Origin of the sequence: Azospira sp. I09 (assembly GCF_009177135.1) — a bacterium.
GTDB classification, from domain to species: domain Bacteria; phylum Pseudomonadota; class Gammaproteobacteria; order Burkholderiales; family Rhodocyclaceae; genus Azospira; species Azospira oryzae.
Window position 1 is genome coordinate 3,269,530 of record NZ_AP021844.1, and the last position, 14,932, is coordinate 3,284,461.

General features: G+C 66.2%; 12 protein-coding genes. 5 read left to right on the forward strand and 7 right to left on the reverse strand.

Translation table 11 applies throughout. The features are described 5' to 3' along the window. Window positions 1-10 precede the first annotated feature (10 nt). A complete protein-coding gene (locus tag AZSP09_RS15395) occupies window positions 11-1,792 on the reverse strand; it encodes a glutamine--tRNA ligase/YqeY domain fusion protein (protein WP_152090527.1) in 1,782 nt (593 codons plus the stop codon). Between the two features lie 120 nt (window positions 1,793-1,912). On the opposite strand from AZSP09_RS15395, the gene crcB reads away from it, so the two are divergent. Further along, the gene (gene crcB / locus AZSP09_RS15400; protein WP_152090528.1) at window positions 1,913-2,302 is read left to right on the forward strand and encodes a fluoride efflux transporter CrcB; all 390 of its coding nucleotides are present in this window, start codon (window positions 1,913-1,915) and stop codon (window positions 2,300-2,302) included. A gap of 13 nt (window positions 2,303-2,315) precedes the next feature. Here the strand turns inward: crcB and AZSP09_RS15405 are convergent, their stop codons facing one another. Then, entirely contained in the window at window positions 2,316-3,218 is a 903-nt protein-coding gene (locus tag AZSP09_RS15405) for a DMT family transporter (RefSeq protein WP_172974777.1), read from the reverse strand. A 103-nt stretch (window positions 3,219-3,321) separates the two neighbouring features. On the opposite strand from AZSP09_RS15405, the gene AZSP09_RS15410 reads away from it, so the two are divergent. After that, window positions 3,322-4,221 carry a LysR substrate-binding domain-containing protein gene (locus tag AZSP09_RS15410; RefSeq protein WP_172974778.1) on the forward strand — a complete coding sequence of 300 codons (900 nt, stop codon included), beginning with the start codon at window positions 3,322-3,324 and terminating at the stop codon, window positions 4,219-4,221. Between the two features lie 9 nt (window positions 4,222-4,230). On the opposite strand, the gene AZSP09_RS15415 is transcribed toward AZSP09_RS15410, so the two are convergent. Beyond that, entirely contained in the window at window positions 4,231-5,910 is a 1,680-nt protein-coding gene (locus AZSP09_RS15415; RefSeq protein ID WP_152090531.1) for a methyl-accepting chemotaxis protein, read from the reverse strand. A gap of 126 nt (window positions 5,911-6,036) precedes the next feature. On the opposite strand from AZSP09_RS15415, the gene hrpA reads away from it, so the two are divergent. The 3 genes from hrpA to AZSP09_RS15430 all read left to right on the forward strand — a co-directional run bounded on the left by hrpA (window position 6,037) and on the right by AZSP09_RS15430 (window position 11,767). Continuing rightward, the gene (hrpA, locus tag AZSP09_RS15420) at window positions 6,037-9,957 is read left to right on the forward strand and encodes an ATP-dependent RNA helicase HrpA (protein WP_232058808.1); all 3,921 of its coding nucleotides are present in this window, start codon (window positions 6,037-6,039) and stop codon (window positions 9,955-9,957) included. Between the two features lie 217 nt (window positions 9,958-10,174). Then, a complete protein-coding gene (locus AZSP09_RS15425; RefSeq protein ID WP_152090533.1) occupies window positions 10,175-10,942 on the forward strand; it encodes an EI24 domain-containing protein in 768 nt (255 codons plus the stop codon). A gap of 36 nt (window positions 10,943-10,978) precedes the next feature. Further along, on the forward strand, window positions 10,979-11,767 hold the full coding sequence (locus tag AZSP09_RS15430) for a competence/damage-inducible protein A (protein ID WP_152090534.1): 789 nt from the start codon (window positions 10,979-10,981) through the stop codon (window positions 11,765-11,767). A gap of 140 nt (window positions 11,768-11,907) precedes the next feature. On the opposite strand, the gene AZSP09_RS15435 is transcribed toward AZSP09_RS15430, so the two are convergent. The 4 genes from AZSP09_RS15435 to lptA form a co-directional block, all read right to left on the reverse strand. Continuing rightward, window positions 11,908-12,465, reverse strand: coding sequence for a phasin family protein (locus AZSP09_RS15435; protein ID WP_014236472.1), 558 nt, complete (start codon window positions 12,463-12,465; stop codon window positions 11,908-11,910). 217 nt (window positions 12,466-12,682) lie between these two features. Next, window positions 12,683-13,258, reverse strand: a complete 576-nt coding sequence (locus tag AZSP09_RS15440) for a phasin family protein (RefSeq protein WP_014236473.1) — start codon at window positions 13,256-13,258, stop codon at window positions 12,683-12,685. A gap of 281 nt (window positions 13,259-13,539) precedes the next feature. Next, window positions 13,540-14,316 carry an enoyl-CoA hydratase gene (locus AZSP09_RS15445; protein ID WP_014236474.1) on the reverse strand — a complete coding sequence of 259 codons (777 nt, stop codon included), beginning with the start codon at window positions 14,314-14,316 and terminating at the stop codon, window positions 13,540-13,542. A 6-nt stretch (window positions 14,317-14,322) separates the two neighbouring features. Then, on the reverse strand, window positions 14,323-14,931 hold the full coding sequence (gene lptA, locus AZSP09_RS15450; protein WP_152090535.1) for a lipopolysaccharide transport periplasmic protein LptA: 609 nt from the start codon (window positions 14,929-14,931) through the stop codon (window positions 14,323-14,325). Window position 14,932 lies beyond the last annotated feature (1 nt).

Genomic DNA, 14,932 nt, shown 5'->3' on the forward strand with positions numbered 1-14,932 from the left:
GCCCGGAGCCTCAGCCCGCCTTGCCCCAGGAGTCCTTGAGGGTGACGGCCCGGTTGAAGACCGGGGCGCCGGGTTGGGAATCCACCCGGTCGGCGACGAAATAGCCGTGGCGCTCGAACTGGAAGCGCTGTTCCGGCAGGGCATCCTTCAGGGCCGGTTCCAGTTGCACGGTGATGGCCACCTTGGACGCAGGATTGAGGTCGTCGAGGAAATCCCGGTCGCCGGCACCCGGGGCGGCGGCCTGGAACAGGCGGTCGTAGAGGCGCACTTCGGCGGTGTAGGCGTGGGCCACGGAGACCCAGTGCAGGTTGCCCTTGACCTTGTAGTTGTCGGCGCCGGGGGTGCCGGACTTGGAATCTTCCATGTACTCGCACAGCACGGCGGTGACATTGCCGGCGGCATCCTTCTCGCAGCCGGTGCACTTGACCACGAAGCCGTAGCGCAGGCGGGCCATATTGCCCGGGTAGAGCCGGTGGTAGCCCTTGCTGGGCTCTTCCATGAAGTCCTCCCGCTCGATCCACAGCTCCCGGGAGAAGGGCACCATGCGCTTGCCCAGTTCGGGCTTGAGCGGGTGGTTGGGGGCGAAGCACTCTTCGCTCTGGCCTTCCGGGTAGTTGGTGATGACGAGCTTGAGCGGGTCGAGCACGGCGATGCGGCGCTCGTCCAGCTCGTTCATGGTTTCCCGCATGCAGTCTTCGAGCAGGCTGTAGTCGATGAGGGAGTCGTGCTTGGAGACGCCGACCCGCTCCATCAGCAGGCGGAAGCCTTCGGCGGTGTAGCCGCGGCGGCGGGCCCCCACCAGGGTGGGCATGCGCGGGTCGTCCCAGCCTTCCACGTGCTTCTCTTCCACCAGCTGGATCAGCTTGCGCTTGGAGAGCACGACGTAGGTCAGGTTGAGGCGGGAGAACTCGTACTGGTGGGGCAGGGGGCGCTGCAGCAGGCCGCCCTCGGCCAGGCGTTCCAGGAGCCACTCGTAGAAGGGGCGCTGGTCTTCGAATTCCAGGGTGCAGATGGAGTGGGTGATGTTCTCCAGGGCATCCTCGATGGGGTGGGCGAAGGTGTACATGGGGTACACGCAGTACTTGTCGCCCGTGTTGTGGTGCGTCGCATGGCGGATGCGGTAGATGGCCGGGTCCCGCAGGTTGATGTTGGGGGCGGCCATGTCGATCTTGGCCCGCAGGATGTGGGCGCCGTCCGGGAATTCGCCGGCCTGCATGCGCTTGAACAGGTCCTGGTTCTCCGCCACGCTGCGGTTGCGGAAGGGGCTGTCCTTGCCTGCCTCGGTCAGGGTGCCCCGGTTGGCGCGCATTTCCTCGGCGCTCTGGCTGTCCACGTAGGCGTTGCCGGTGGCGATCAGGTACTCGGCGGCCTGGATCATCCAGGGGAAGTAGTTGGAGGCGTAGTAGAGGTTGTTCTCCTGGGCATCCTCCCAGTTGAAGCCCAGCCACTTTACCGCGTCCACGATGGAATCCACGTATTCCTGGTCTTCCTTTTCCGGATTGGTGTCGTCGAAGCGCAGGTGGCAGCGGCCGCCGTAGTCCCGGGCCAGACCGAAATTGAGGCAGATGGACTTGGCGTGGCCGAAGTGCAGGTAGCCGTTGGGCTCCGGCGGGAAGCGGGTGCGGATCTTGGCCGGGTCCAGGGCGCCGGCGGCGTGGTCGCTGGCCAGGCCGGGATGGCCGGCCCAGCGGCGCTGGGCGTGCTTGCCGGCGGCCAGGTCGGCCTCGACGATGTTGCGGATGAAATTGGCGGCGGGGGCGATCGGCGCGGCGTTCTTGTTGGGGTTGCTCACAGCGGGGTCCTTGAAGGTCTTTGTCCGCCATTTTAACCGGGGCCAGGGGCAAAACCGAAAAGACCCGGGTTAAAAGCCGCTAAAATTCACCCTTTGTCCCTTGGGGTGCGAGGTACGGCCGTGAACTGGAATGCCTTTCTTGCCATCGGCGTCGGTGCCGCCCTCGGCGCCTGGGCCCGCTGGGGCATGGGACTGCTGCTCAATCCCCTGTTCCTGGCCATTCCCCTGGGCACCCTGGCGGCCAACCTGCTCGGCGGCTACCTCATCGGCGTGGCCCTGGGCGTGTTCCACAGCTACGCCCACCTGTCCCCGCTGCTCAAGCTGTTCCTCATCACCGGTTTCCTGGGCGGCCTCACCACCTTCTCCAGCTTCTCCGGCGAAGTCATGGAGCGCTTGCTGGCCCAGCAATACGCCTGGGCCTTCAGCGCCATCGCTCTGCACCTGCTCGGCTCCCTGGCCATGACCTTCCTCGGCTTGTGGAGCGTCGGCGTGCACCGGGTTTGGCCCTGATTGCCTGAGTTATTTAGCGCTTCCATGCCACCAGGGCGATGCCCAGTGCGATGGGCAGCACCCCCAGCAGGTCGTCGGCGTACATGGTTTCGCCCAGCAGGGTGACGGCGAATAGGGTGCCGAAGAATGGATTGAGAAAGTGGAAGCTGCTGGCCGAACTGGCCTGGCCGTGGCGCAGCAGCCACAGCATGAGCAGGGTGCTGGCCAGGGAGACGGCGACGCTGTAGGCCAGACTGCCCCACAGGGCCGGGTGGGCCTCCAGGCGGAAGCCTTCCAGGCCCCAGGCCAGGGGCAGCAGCACCAGGCCGCTGGCCATGAACTGCAGTGTGATGGTCGAGATCAGGTCCTGCCCCGCCGCCACCTTCTTGCTCAATACCGTGCCCAGGGCCAGGGCCAGCGTACCGGCACCAATGGCCGTCAGATACAGGGGCTCCAGCTGTTCCACCGTCAGCCGGTGGCGGGTGATCCACAGCACGCCGCCCATGCCCAGGAGGATGCCGGCCAGCCGCAGGGGCGTCAGCCGTTCCCCTTCCAGGGCGGCAGCCATTAGCAGGGTGAGCAGGGGGCAGGAGCTGACCAGGACGGCAGTGAGGGCGGTGGGCACACTTTGCATGCCCCAGTAGGCTAGGCCCAGATAGGCTGCATTGCACAGCAGACCCGCCAGCAGGGCGCGTCCGGCCATGGCCGGCAGGCGCAGGCTGCGGCCGCCGGCCCGGGCCAGCAGGGCGAAGAGCAGGCCGGCGGCCAGGAAGCGGATGGCCAGCAGGGTCAGGGGAGCGGCGTGGTCGAGGCCGATGCGGCCGGCGACGAAGGCCGAACTCCAGATGACGCTGAAGGCGATGCCGGCGATCAGGACCCGGGTACGGGAGGGGGCGGCGGCAATGCCGGCGGGCAGCGGCGGGGCGATGGCGTTCATGGCGGGCTCCTGGGGCGTGGTGAAGACGACGGGCCCAACCCTACCGGGGTGTGGAATATTTGATAAATTAATAAATATCGAATCAATATTTTCAGGAGAAATGATGGCCCGACATCTCGACATGGACCTGCTGCGTGCCCTGGTGGCGACGGCGGAGGCAGCGAGCTTTTCCCTGGCGGCGACCCGCCTGGGCCGTACCCAATCGGCCATCAGCCTGCAGATCAAGCGGCTCGAGGAGCAGGTGGGCAAGCCCCTCCTGGTGCGCTCCCAGGGGCGGCTGGAGGGGGTGACGGAGGAGGGGCTGCTGCTGCTCGACTACGCCCGCCGCATCCTGTGCCTCAACGATGAGGCCATCGGCTGCTTTTCCGAGGCGGACCTGGCGGGCAGCCTGCGGGTGGGGCTGGCGGAGGAAGTGATGGAGCGGGACCTGGGCAGCGTGGTGGCGGAATTCCACAGCGCCTATCCCCGGGTCAAGCTGGCTCTGGAGTGTGATCTTTCGGCCCGCCTGGCGGCCCGGGTCGAGGCCGGCGAACTGGACATGGCCCTCATCAAGCGCATCGGCGAGCGGCCGACGGCGGCGGGCCGTACCCTGTGGCGGGAGCCCATGGTCTGGGCCGGCGGTGCCCACAGCAGCGCGGTAGCGGAGCGGCCTTTGCCCCTGGCCCTGTTTCACGAAGGCTGCATTTTCCGCGTCGTCGCCCAGGCGGCCCTGACCCAGGCCGGCATCCCCTGGCGTCTGGCCTTTGCCGGTCACAGCCACACCGGCATCCGCCACGTGTTGCGGGCCGGCCTGGCGGTTTCTCCCCTGCCGCTAAGCCTGCTCGGCGACGGCCTGCAACGTCACACCGAGGGGCTGCCGCCCCTGCCTGAGGTGGAGTGGGTGGCGCTGACCGGCGCCAGCGGTGAATGGCCCGCGGTGCAGCGCCTCATCGCCATGTTCGAGGCGCGCCTGTGGCAGCCCCTGCCCTGGCCGGGCGGTGGGCTGCCCCGGGTGGCGGCCTGAAATGGCGGGTTAGATGCGGAAGCGGGCCGTGGCCTGATTGAGGGCCTGGGCCGTCGCTTCCAGGGCGCTGGCGGCTGCTGCGGTGTGCTGCATGCTCTCGCTGGTTTCTTCCACCTGGTGGGCGATGCGCTCCACCTGCTGGGCCAGGGCGGTGCTGGCCTCGCTCTGTTCCCGGGTGGAGTCGGCCACTTCCCGCACCAGGGAGCGGGCGGATTCGGAACCGGCGGCGATGCGGTGCAGCAGCTCCGAGGTTTCGGCGGCGGCTTCCTTGGCCTTTTCCGCTTCCGGCAGGGCCGCGTCCATGACCTGGGCAGCGGTCAGGGTTTCGTCCTGGATGCGGCTGACGATGGAGGAGATTTCCACCGTGGCCTTTTCCGTCCGCTCCGCCAGCACCCGCACCTCGTCGGCCACCACGGCGAAGCCCCGGCCCTGTTCGCCGGCCCGGGCCGCCTCGATGGCGGCGTTGAGGGCCAGCAGGTTGGTCTGGCCGGCGATCTCCTTGATCACCTGGGCCACCCGGGCCACTTCCTGGGCGTTGTCGGTGAGGGCCCGCACCTGCTCCGCCGCCTTGCCCATGGTGTCCGCCATGGTGGCAATGTTGGCGGCGGTGGTGTCCACGCTCTTCTCGCCGACGCCGGCCAGTTCAGCCGCGTTGCTGGCGTGCTGTTCCGTGTCCCGGGCGTTGTCGGAAACGTGGGTGATGGAAACCGTCAGTTCCTCCATGGCGGCGGCCATGTTCTGGGTCGCTTCCGTCTCGGTTGCCGCCGAGTCTGCCACCCGGGTGGCGGTGCTGTTGATCTCCTGGGCGGAACTGGCTACCTGGCCGGCGCCCTGGGCGATTTCGCCGATCATCTGGCGCAGCACCTGCACCAGGCGGTTCAGTTCGCCCAGCATGCTTTCGTCCCGGGCGTTGCCGAGGGAAACGGTGAGATCGCCGCCGGCCACGGCCCGGATGGCGGTGACCGCCTCGGCCGGCTCGCCGCCGATCTGGCCCAGGGTGGCCCGGGCCAGGGCCCAGGAGAGGGCGCCCACGGCCAGCACCACCAGCACGATGATCAGGGCCACCAGGCGCAGCTGCTGGTAGAAGAGGGTGTCCAGGTCGTCGATGTAGAGGCCGGTCCCCACCACCCAGTCCCAGGCGGGGAAATGCTGCAGGTACTGCAGCTTGGGCACCTGCACGTCGCTGCCCGGCTTGGCGGTCATGGTTTCGGTGTAGCCGCTCTTGTCCAGGGCCACCTTGATCAGGTTGCGCACCGTGTAGGCGCCGGACTTGTCCTGCCGGTCCCAGTGGCTCTTGCCTTCATATTCGGGACGGACCGGGTGCATCACCCCCATGCCCTTGCTGTCGTAGATGTAGAAGTATTCCTTGCCCTGGTAGCGCATGCTGCGGATCACCGCCTTGGCCAGGGTCTGGGCCTCTTCCCGGCCCATGGCTCCCTTGGCTTCCTGGGCCTGGATATCCACGATGGCGGTCATGGCAATGTCGATGGCCGTTTCCAGGGTGGCCTTGCGGTCGGCCAGCAACTGCTGTTTGAGATGCAGGGCCTGGAAGGTGCCGAGAACGATGAGGCCGATCAGCGTGACAAGCAGGGAGACGGTCAGCCGCCCCTTGAGACTCATGGTCTTGAACATGGTTTCCCCCGTGGTGATTCCGCCGACCGTGGCCGGCAGGTTTTTATTGGCATGCAACTTTGTTGCTGCCGACAAGATTCCACTTTTGTCCGGGCAAGCAAGTGTGTAATTCCGCGAGACTCTGCCAAGGGAAACAGGTCCTTGTGCCAAAATACCGCCTTGCAATTTTTTCACCCCCCGATTGTGTCCCTCCCCCGTTCCGCTCCGCCCGCCTTTGCCGACTGCCTGACCCAGGATCGTCCCCGTCTGCGCGCCCTTTCCCGCAGCGCCGGCCAGCCCGGTCCCCATGCCGAGAAGGCCAAGGCCGACTACGAGGCCCTGCTGGCCCGCTCCCGCGCCGCCTGTGCCGAGCGGGCAGGGCGCCTGCCCAAACCGGAATATGCGGAGGACCTGCCGGTCAACGGGCGGCGGGAGGAGATCAAGGCTCTCATCGAGCAGAACCAGGTGGTCATCGTCTGCGGCGAGACCGGCTCCGGCAAGACCACCCAGCTGCCCAAGATCTGCCTGGAACTGGGCCGGGGGGCGGCGGGACTGATCGGCCATACCCAGCCCCGGCGTCTGGCGGCCCGCTCCGTGGCGGCCCGGGTGGCCCAGGAGCTGCAGACCCAGATCGGGGCCGGCGTGGGGGTGAAAATCCGCTTCCAGGACCGCAGCGGGCCCCAGTCCTATTTGAAGCTGATGACCGACGGCATCCTGCTGGCGGAGACCCAGACTGATCCCTACCTCAACGCCTACGACACCATCATCATCGACGAGGCCCACGAGCGCAGCCTCAACATCGACTTCCTGCTGGGCTATCTGAAGCAGCTGCTGGCCAAGCGCAAGGACCTCAAGGTCATCATCACCTCCGCCACCATCGACGCAGAGCGCTTCGCCCAGCACTTCGCCCAGCACGGCAAACCGGCGCCGGTGATCGAAGTCTCCGGCCGCCTCTACCCGGTGGAGGTGCGCTACCGCCCGGTGACGCCCCTGGAGGAAGACCAGGAGGAGCGGGATCTCTACGACGCCATCGTGGACGCGGTCCACGAACTGGGCCGGGAAGGCCCGGGAGACGTGCTGGTGTTCCTCCCCGGCGAGCGGGAAATCCGGGAGGCGGCCGAAGCCCTGCGCAAGCACCACTTCCCCGGCCCCCAGCCGGAAATCCTGCCGCTGTTCTCCCGCCTCTCGGCGGCGGAGCAGGACCGGGTCTTCAAGACCGGCGGCGGCCGCCGGGTGGTGCTGGCCACCAACGTGGCGGAAACCTCCCTCACCGTGCCGGGCATCCGCTACGTGGTGGATACGGGCCTGGCCCGGGTGAAGCGCTACTCCTACCGCAACAAGGTGGAAATGCTCCAGGTGGAGCGGGTCTCCCAGGCCGCGGCGCGGCAGCGGGCGGGCCGTTGCGGCCGGGTGGCGGCGGGGGTCTGCATCCGCCTCTACGACGAGGCCGACTTCAACGCCCGGGGCGAATTCACCGATCCGGAAATCCTGCGTTCCTCCCTGGCCGGGGTGATCCTGCGCATGAAGGCCTTGAAGCTCACCGACGTGGAGAGCTTCCCTTTCATCGAGGCGCCGCCGCCCAAGGCCATCAACGATGGCTATTCCCTGCTGCAGGAACTGGGCGGGCTGGACGAGGACAACCGCCTCACCGACGTGGGCCGGGGCCTGGCCAAGCTGCCCCTGGACCCGCGCATCGCCCGCATGATCGTGGCCGCCCGGGACCGGGGCTGCCTCAAGGAAGTGCTGGTCATCGCCGCCGCCCTCTCGGTGCAGGACCCCAAGGAGCGTCCCCAGGAGCGGCTGCAGGCGGCGGATGAAAAGCACCGCCAGTTCGCCGACGAGAAGTCCGAATTCCTCTCCTGGTTGAAGCTGTGGCACTGGTTCGAGGAACAGGCCCGACACCTCTCCGGGCGCAAGCTGGCCGAGGCCTGCAAGGAGCGCTTCCTCTCCTACCTGCGCATGCGCGAATGGCGGGAGGTGTACAACCAGATTCACGCCATGGTCACCGAGCTGGGCTGGCGCGAGAACGAGATTGCCGCCACCTACGAGCCCATCCACAAGGCGCTGCTGACGGGCCTCCTGGGCAACATCGGCTGCAAGTCCGACGACAGCAGCCACTACCTGGGGGCCCGGGGCATCCGCTTCCTCATTCACCCGGGCTCGCCCCTGCAGAAGAAGGCGGGCAAGTGGGTGGTCTGCGCCGAGCTGACGGAAACCACCAAGCTCTACGCCCGCTGCCTCGCCCGCATCGAGCCGGAGTGGCTGGAGGAGGTAGGCGCCCACCTGATCCGCAAGAGCTACTTCGACCCCCATTGGGAGAAGAAGGCCATGCAGGCCGTGGCCTACGAGCGCTCCACCCTGCACGGCATCGTCGTCAATCCCAAGAAGCGGGTGAACTTCGGCCCCATGAACCCGGAAGAGGCGCGCCTGCTCTTCATCCGCCAGGGGCTGGTGGGCGGCGAGATCAACGAGGACTTCGTGCGCCGCTGGCCTTTCTACCAGCACAACCAGAAGGCCATCCGGGACATCGAGAACCTGGAACACAAGCAGCGCCGCCAGGACGTGCTGGTGGACGACGAACTGATCTTCGCCTTCTACGACCACCTGATTCCCTCGGGCATCTACAACGGCGCCGACTTCGACAAGTGGCGCAAGGAGGCGGAGCGGGAGAACCAGAAACTGCTCTTCCTGCAGAAGGAAGACCTGATGCGCCACGAGGCGGCCGGGGTCACCACCGATGCCTTCCCGCCCCAGATGCGCCTCTCCGGTGTGGACTACGCCCTCACCTACCACTTCGAGCCCGGCAGCCCCCGGGACGGCGTCACCCTGGTGCTGCCCCTGGCCCAGCTCAATCAGGTGCCCGCCAACCGCTGCGAGTGGCTGGTGCCCGGCCTCTTGAAGGAGAAGGTGGTGCAGCTGGTGAAGACCCTGCCCCAGCGCATTCGCGCCAAGCTGGTGCCGGTGCCCGAGTTCGCCGAAGAGTTCATCGCCTGGGTGGGCAACGACGAGAAGCGCATGGCGCCGGGCATCATCGCCCCCCTCATCGACTTCATTTTCGAATCCCGGGGCCTCAATGCCCGGGGCTGGGCGGTGACGCCCGATGCCTTCCGCCCCGGCGAGTTGCAGGCCCACTTCTCCATGAACTTCAAACTGGTGGATGAGCATGGCCGCCAGCTGGACATGAGCCGCAGCCTGGCCCAGCTCCGCGGCGAATGGGGCCGGGAGGCGCGCCAGGAATTCCAGGAGCTGCACGAGACCCCCAGCGAATTCACGGGCCTCACCGACTGGACCTTCGGCAAGCTGCCGGAGCTGATGGAAGTGGCCGTGGGCGGCCAGATGGTGATCGGCTACCCGGGCCTGACGGAAGACGGCGAGACCGTTTCCCTGCGCGTGTACGACTCCCAGGAGGAAGCCCTGGCGGCCCACCGCCTGGGCCTCTCCCGCCTCTTCCAGCTGCAGCTGAAGGAGCAGGTGAAGTACTTCGAGAAGAACCTGCCGGGCCTGACCCAGATGGCCATGCAGTTCATGAGCCTGGGTTCTTCCGACGACCTGCGCCAGCAACTGGTGTCGGTGATTTTCGAGCGGGCCTGCCTGGTGGAGCCCTGGCCGGAAGATGCGGAATCATTCAAGGCCCGCTGCGCCGAAGGCAAGAACCGCCTGGGTCTGCTGGCCCAGGAAATCTGCCGCCTGGTGGGTCTGGTGCTGACCGAGTGGCAGGCCCTGGTGAAAAAGCTGCCGGCCTTCAAGGCCTTTCCCGGCGCGGTGCAGGACATCGAGAAGCAGATCGGCCGCCTCATCCACAAACGCTTCGTGCTGGAAACGCCCTTCGAGCGCCTGCAGCACTTCCCCCGCTACCTCAAGGCAGCGGCCATGCGCCTGGACAAGCTCAAGGCCAACCCGGCCCGGGACGTTCAACTGCTGGCGGACTACAGCACCCTGTGGACCCAGTACGAACGCCGCGCCCTGCAGTTGGCCAAACAGGGCGTCAGCGATCCCCAACTGGAGCAGTTCCGCTGGCTGCTGGAAGAACTGCGGGTCAATCTCTTCGCTCAGGAACTGAAGACGCCGGTGCCCGTGTCGGTGAAGCGTCTGCAGAAGCTGTGGGAAGGAATACAGTACGGTTGAAAGACGATTAGCCACAGAGGGCACGGAGAATACAGAGAGAAAATGCCTCTGCCCTGGGAGGTAATAGGGGCGCCACTCTTCCGCCATGCATGGTGGAGATTGGCTTCAGTATTGGTTTACAGGGTAGGTGCGGTTTGCAACCGCTCCGGCAGCTAAGGCGGAGTGCGACCCCTCGGTGATCTCTGTGCCCTCTGTGGCAAAAAAATAGGATGCCCGAATGCCCGAAATGATCCTCGCCCTGGTCCGCAGCCTCGGTACCCTCTCCCGCCGCCGCGTCTGGTGGCTGGTGTTGTCCCCCGCCGTGGCCGCCCTGGCGGTGTGGCTGACGCTGACCTTCCTGGTGCTGGACCAGCTCTCCGCCTGGTTCCTCGAGCAGCCCCCCATGAGCTGGCTCTCCGGCTGGGGCGCCGTGTGGCTGGCCAAGCTGCTGGCCGCCGGCGGCGGCTGGCTGGTGATCCTGGCCCTCTCCTATCTCACCGCCATGGTGCTGGCGGCGGTGTTCATCATGCCCATCCTGCTGCAGGTGGTGGCCGCCCGGGATTACCCGGAGGTGGCGGCCATGGGCAAGGACAGCTTCTTCGCCGGTGCCTGGAACAGCGTCTGGGCCGCCCTGCTGTTCATCGCCGGCTGGCTGCTGACCCTGCCCTTGTGGCTGATCCCCGGCCTGGGCCTGGTGCTGCCCCTGTTCTGGATGGCCTGGCTCAACCGCAAGACCTTTGCCTACGACGCCCTGGCCATGCACGCCACCGACGACGAGTGGCGCCTGATCCGGGAGCGCCGGGCCACGCCCCTGCTGGGCCTGGGCATTCTCCTGGCCCTGCTGGCCCATGTGCCGGTACTGGGCCTGCTGACCCCGGCCCTGGGCGCCCTGCTGTACATCCACTTCGGCCTGGAAAGCCTGCGCCAGCTGCGCGGCGGGGCCGTGGTGACCGTCGATGCGGTGGTGGTGGAAGAGCCCGTGCCCACCGACCGCTTCCTGCGCTGATTTTCATCCTTTACGACCTCAACGACGCGAGGACCCATGACTGCTTCCGTTTCCCAGACTGCCCAAGCCACGCGCTTCGGCGCCCTCATCATCGGCGACGAAATCCTCTCCGGCAAACGCCAGGACAAACACTTCGCCAAGGTGGCCGAACTGCTCGGCGCCCGGGGGCTGCAGTTGTCCTGGGTGCAGTACCTGGGGGACGACCGGGCCCGCCTGACGGAAACCCTGAAGCGCAGCTTCGCCAGCGGCGAGGCGGTGTTCTCCTTCGGCGGCATCGGCAACACGCCGGACGACCACACCCGCCAGGCCGCCGCCGCGGCCCTGGGGGAGGAGCTGGTGCTGAGCCCGGAGGCGGAGGCGGAGATCCGTGTCCGCTTCGGCGACGACATCACGCCCCAGCGCCTGCTGCTGGGCACCTTCCCGGCCAGCAGCCGCATCATTCCCAATCCCTTCAACCGCATTCCCGGTTTCATGGTGAAGGAGCATTACTTCGTGCCGGGCTTTCCCCAGATGGCCCATCCCATGGTGGAGTGGGTGTTGGACACCTTCTATGCCCATCTCTTCAACCGGGCGCCCAAGGAGGAGAAGGCCTTCCTCCTCACCGGCGACAGGGCCTACGAAAGCGCCCTGCTGGACCTGATGGAGCGCATCGTCGCCGAGTACCCGGAGCTGCGCCTGTTTTCCCTGCCGTCCCTGACCCAGGACGGTGTGCGCCGCCACCTGGAACTGGGAGTGGAAGGACAGCCGGAACAGGTGGAGCGGGCCATGGCGGAAATCCAAGGCGAGGTGGAGCGCCGCGGCATCACCTGGGTGTGGCGCGACTGAGTCCGGACTGAGCGGGTTGAGCGGGTTGAGCGGTTTTGCGGGGGATTTCGGCCCCCGGTTTCAGCTTCGCTTGCGGCAATAAAAAACCCCGGCCATGGCCGGGGTTGTGCTCGCCAAGCGGGGAACGCCCGCGGCAGATCTTACTTCTTGGCAGCTGCCTTGCTGGCAGCGCCCACGGCCTTGGCGGTGGCGTTGGAAGCCACGGCCACGTTGGCATCGGCGATGTCGGCCATCTGCTTGGCCATCTTGGTGAAGTGGTCGAAGGCCTGGGTGGAGGCGGACAGCATGGACTTCATGGCCGCTGCCACCACGTCGCCGCCCACGGGAGCGGAGGCGGAGGTCTTCTCGATGGCGGAGGTGGCCTTCTGGGACAGCTGGTTGTAGTGCTGTTCCATCAGATCGGTCACTTCCTTCTGGGTCGCGGTGATCAGCTCGTACAGGTTGCGGTAGTAGGCCGTGACCTTTTCCAGATTGGGCTGGGCCAGGGTGCTCTGCAGCTTGGCGGCTTCCTGCACGTCCTTGGCGCCCAGCAAAGTTTGGGTGCCGTTGACGGAAGAGTTGAGGAAGTCACGGGCAGCAGCCAGATTCAGTTCGGCGATTTTTTCCACGCCGTTGAAGGCGGTGTGCACCAGGGCCACCATCACTTCAGCGTTGGCTTTCTGGGCGGCGGTAAGCTGTTCGATATTCGGGTTGGTCATTGGGAAATCCTCCGCTTAGCGTTGAGATATAAGGGAATAATCCTGCTGGTTGAATATCGGCCCGGTATTGTTGTTAGTACGGCCTTGGGTCGAATTCCACTGCCTCGGCAGCGGCGCCGGATGAAGCCAGTATAGCAAATACTATATGACCATCACATGTCGCCGGCCACAACGAAAAAAACCCCGGCGCAAGGCCGGGGTTTCGGTGCTGTTCGCCTTAGGCGGTCTTTTTCTTGGCAGCGGAGGCGGCGGCGGAAGTGGCGCCGACGGCCTTCACGGTAGCGTTGGTGGCGGCAGCCACGTTGGCTTCAGCGATTTCGGCAACCTGCTTGGCAGCCTTGTTCATGCTGTCGTAGGCGGAGTTGGCAGCGGCGATGGCGGACTTGACGGCGGCCACGGCCACATCGGAACCGGCGGGGGCGGTCTTGGAAACCTTGTCCAGCAGGCCGGCCACGTTCTTGTTGAATTCGTTGAACTGGGCTTCCACGACCTTGGTCAGTTCTTCCTGGGTCTGGGCGGCGATTTCATAGACGCTGCGGGAGTAGGCCACGGCCTTCTCGACGTTGGGTTGGGCGATGGAGGCCTGCAGGGAGATGGCTTCCTGGGCATCCTTGGCACCCAGCAGGGCCTTGGTGTTGGCGACGCTGTCTTCGATGACGGCGCGGGCGGTGTGCAGGTTCAGGGCGGCGATGCGCTCGGCGCTGGCGAAAGCGGTGTTGGCCAGGGCCAGCAGGGAATCAACGGTGGCCTTGTTGGCGGCGGCGAACTGCTCGGGGGTAGCGAAAGTGGTCATGGTCATCTCCTAGAAAGTCAGTGTGGGAACACTCGCAGAGCAAGGCGGGACTGGCTTTTCTGACTGCGGCCGGTTGTTGCGCTGCAACATGTAGAGCCAATTATAGGGAGCGACAGATTTCTGTCAAGCATTTTTTGTGCGTCGCACAAAAAATTTTCTTTGCTTTGAAAACAGTGGCTTAACAGTCGTTGGGAGAGCCTGGGGATGGAGGCTTTGCGGCGGGGCGGGGGCCTGCCGCGGAGGGGGCGCCCCGGGGCGGCGGCGCGCCCCGGGAGGTGAGGTCAGCGATGCTTGAAGGCGGGCTTGCGCTTCTCGACGAAGGCAGCCATGCCTTCCTTCTGGTCTTCCAGGGCGAAGGCGGCATGGAACTGGCGACGCTCGAAGAGCAGGCCTTCATTGAGGCTGCTTTCGAAGGCCCGGTTCACGTTCTCCTTGATCATCATCACCACCGGCAGGGAGTAGGAGGCGATCTTCTCGGCGGCGCCGAGGGCTTCCTCCAGCAGCTTGTCGGCGGGCACGATGCGGGAGACCAGGCCGGCGCGCTCGGCTTCGGTGGCATCCATCATGCGGGCGGACAGGCACAGGTCCATGGCCTTGGCCTTGCCCACGGCACGGGGCAGACGCTGGGTGCCGCCGGCGCCGGGCAGGATGCCCAGCTTCACTTCGGGCTGGCCGAACTGGGCGCTGTCGGCGGCGATGATGAAGTCGCAGCTCATGGCCAGTTCGCAGCCGCCGCCCAGGGCGTAGCCGGCAACGGCGGCGATGACGGGCTTGCGGCAGGTCTTCACCTTCTCCCAGTTGCGGGTGATGTAGTCGCCCTTGTAGGCGTCCATATAGGAGAAGTCTTTCATCATGCTGATGTCGGCGCCGGCGGCGAAGGCCTTGTCGGAGCCGGTGATGACGATGCAGCCGATGTTCTCGTCGGCTTCGAATTCGGTGAGGGCGTCGCCCAGTTCATCCACCAGGGGGTCGCACAGGGCGTTGAGGGCCTTGGGGCGGTTGAGGGTGATGAGGCCGACGCGGCCCTTGGCTTCAGCGATGATGTACTCGTAAGTCACGAGGCTTTACTCCTTGCGCGATGGTAGGGAAATGGCGGGCTTCAGGGTGAGCGATTCCCGGCTCCCCGTAGCTCCTTGTTGTGATTCGGTGTCCTTGTTCTTCGGCTGGATGATGGCCCGCACCCGGCCCGGCGGCACGCCGGGGCTGGCCTCGCCGGGCATCTTGGAGGCGGTGACCAAGTACTGCTCGGTGAGGGAGTCGTACTGGATGTAATGGCCCTTGACCTCGTCCTGGCCGCTCTTGACCCAGGCCTTGTCGTAAAGCTCGGTCTTTTCCGTCTTGGCGTTGTGCTCGATGCGCAGGGCGATGCCTTCCACGTAGTCGTCCCGGCCTTCGCGCTTCTGCTTGAACTTGGCCGGATTGCCGGTGGCCACGCCCTTCTGGAAGCCGGCATCGTCCTGGGTGACGACGATGCGGTCGCCGCGGATGACCAGGGTGCCCTGGGTCAGGGTGACGTTGCCGTCAAAGACGTGCACCTTCTTGGCGTCGTCCACAGTGACCCGGTCGGCTTCCAGGTTCACCGGCTTTTCCCGGTCCGCCTTTTCGGCGTGGGCCGGCATGGCGGCGGCAAGGCTGAGGGCGCCCAGGAGGGCGGCGAGGCGGCGATTGATCATG

Coding starts and splice junctions, on each gene's coding strand:
- AZSP09_RS15405 (WP_172974777.1), bottom strand. CDS start 3,218: ATGAACGCCATCGCCCCGCCGCTGCCCGCCGGCATTGCCGCCGCCCCC.
- AZSP09_RS15410 (WP_172974778.1), top strand. CDS start 3,322: ATGGCCCGACATCTCGACATGGACCTGCTGCGTGCCCTGGTGGCGACG.
- AZSP09_RS15425 (WP_152090533.1), top strand. CDS start 10,175: ATGCCCGAAATGATCCTCGCCCTGGTCCGCAGCCTCGGTACCCTCTCC.
- AZSP09_RS15430 (WP_152090534.1), top strand. CDS start 10,979: ATGACTGCTTCCGTTTCCCAGACTGCCCAAGCCACGCGCTTCGGCGCC.
- AZSP09_RS15435 (WP_014236472.1), bottom strand. CDS start 12,465: ATGACCAACCCGAATATCGAACAGCTTACCGCCGCCCAGAAAGCCAAC.
- AZSP09_RS15440 (WP_014236473.1), bottom strand. CDS start 13,258: ATGACCACTTTCGCTACCCCCGAGCAGTTCGCCGCCGCCAACAAGGCC.
- lptA (WP_152090535.1), bottom strand. CDS start 14,931: ATGATCAATCGCCGCCTCGCCGCCCTCCTGGGCGCCCTCAGCCTTGCC.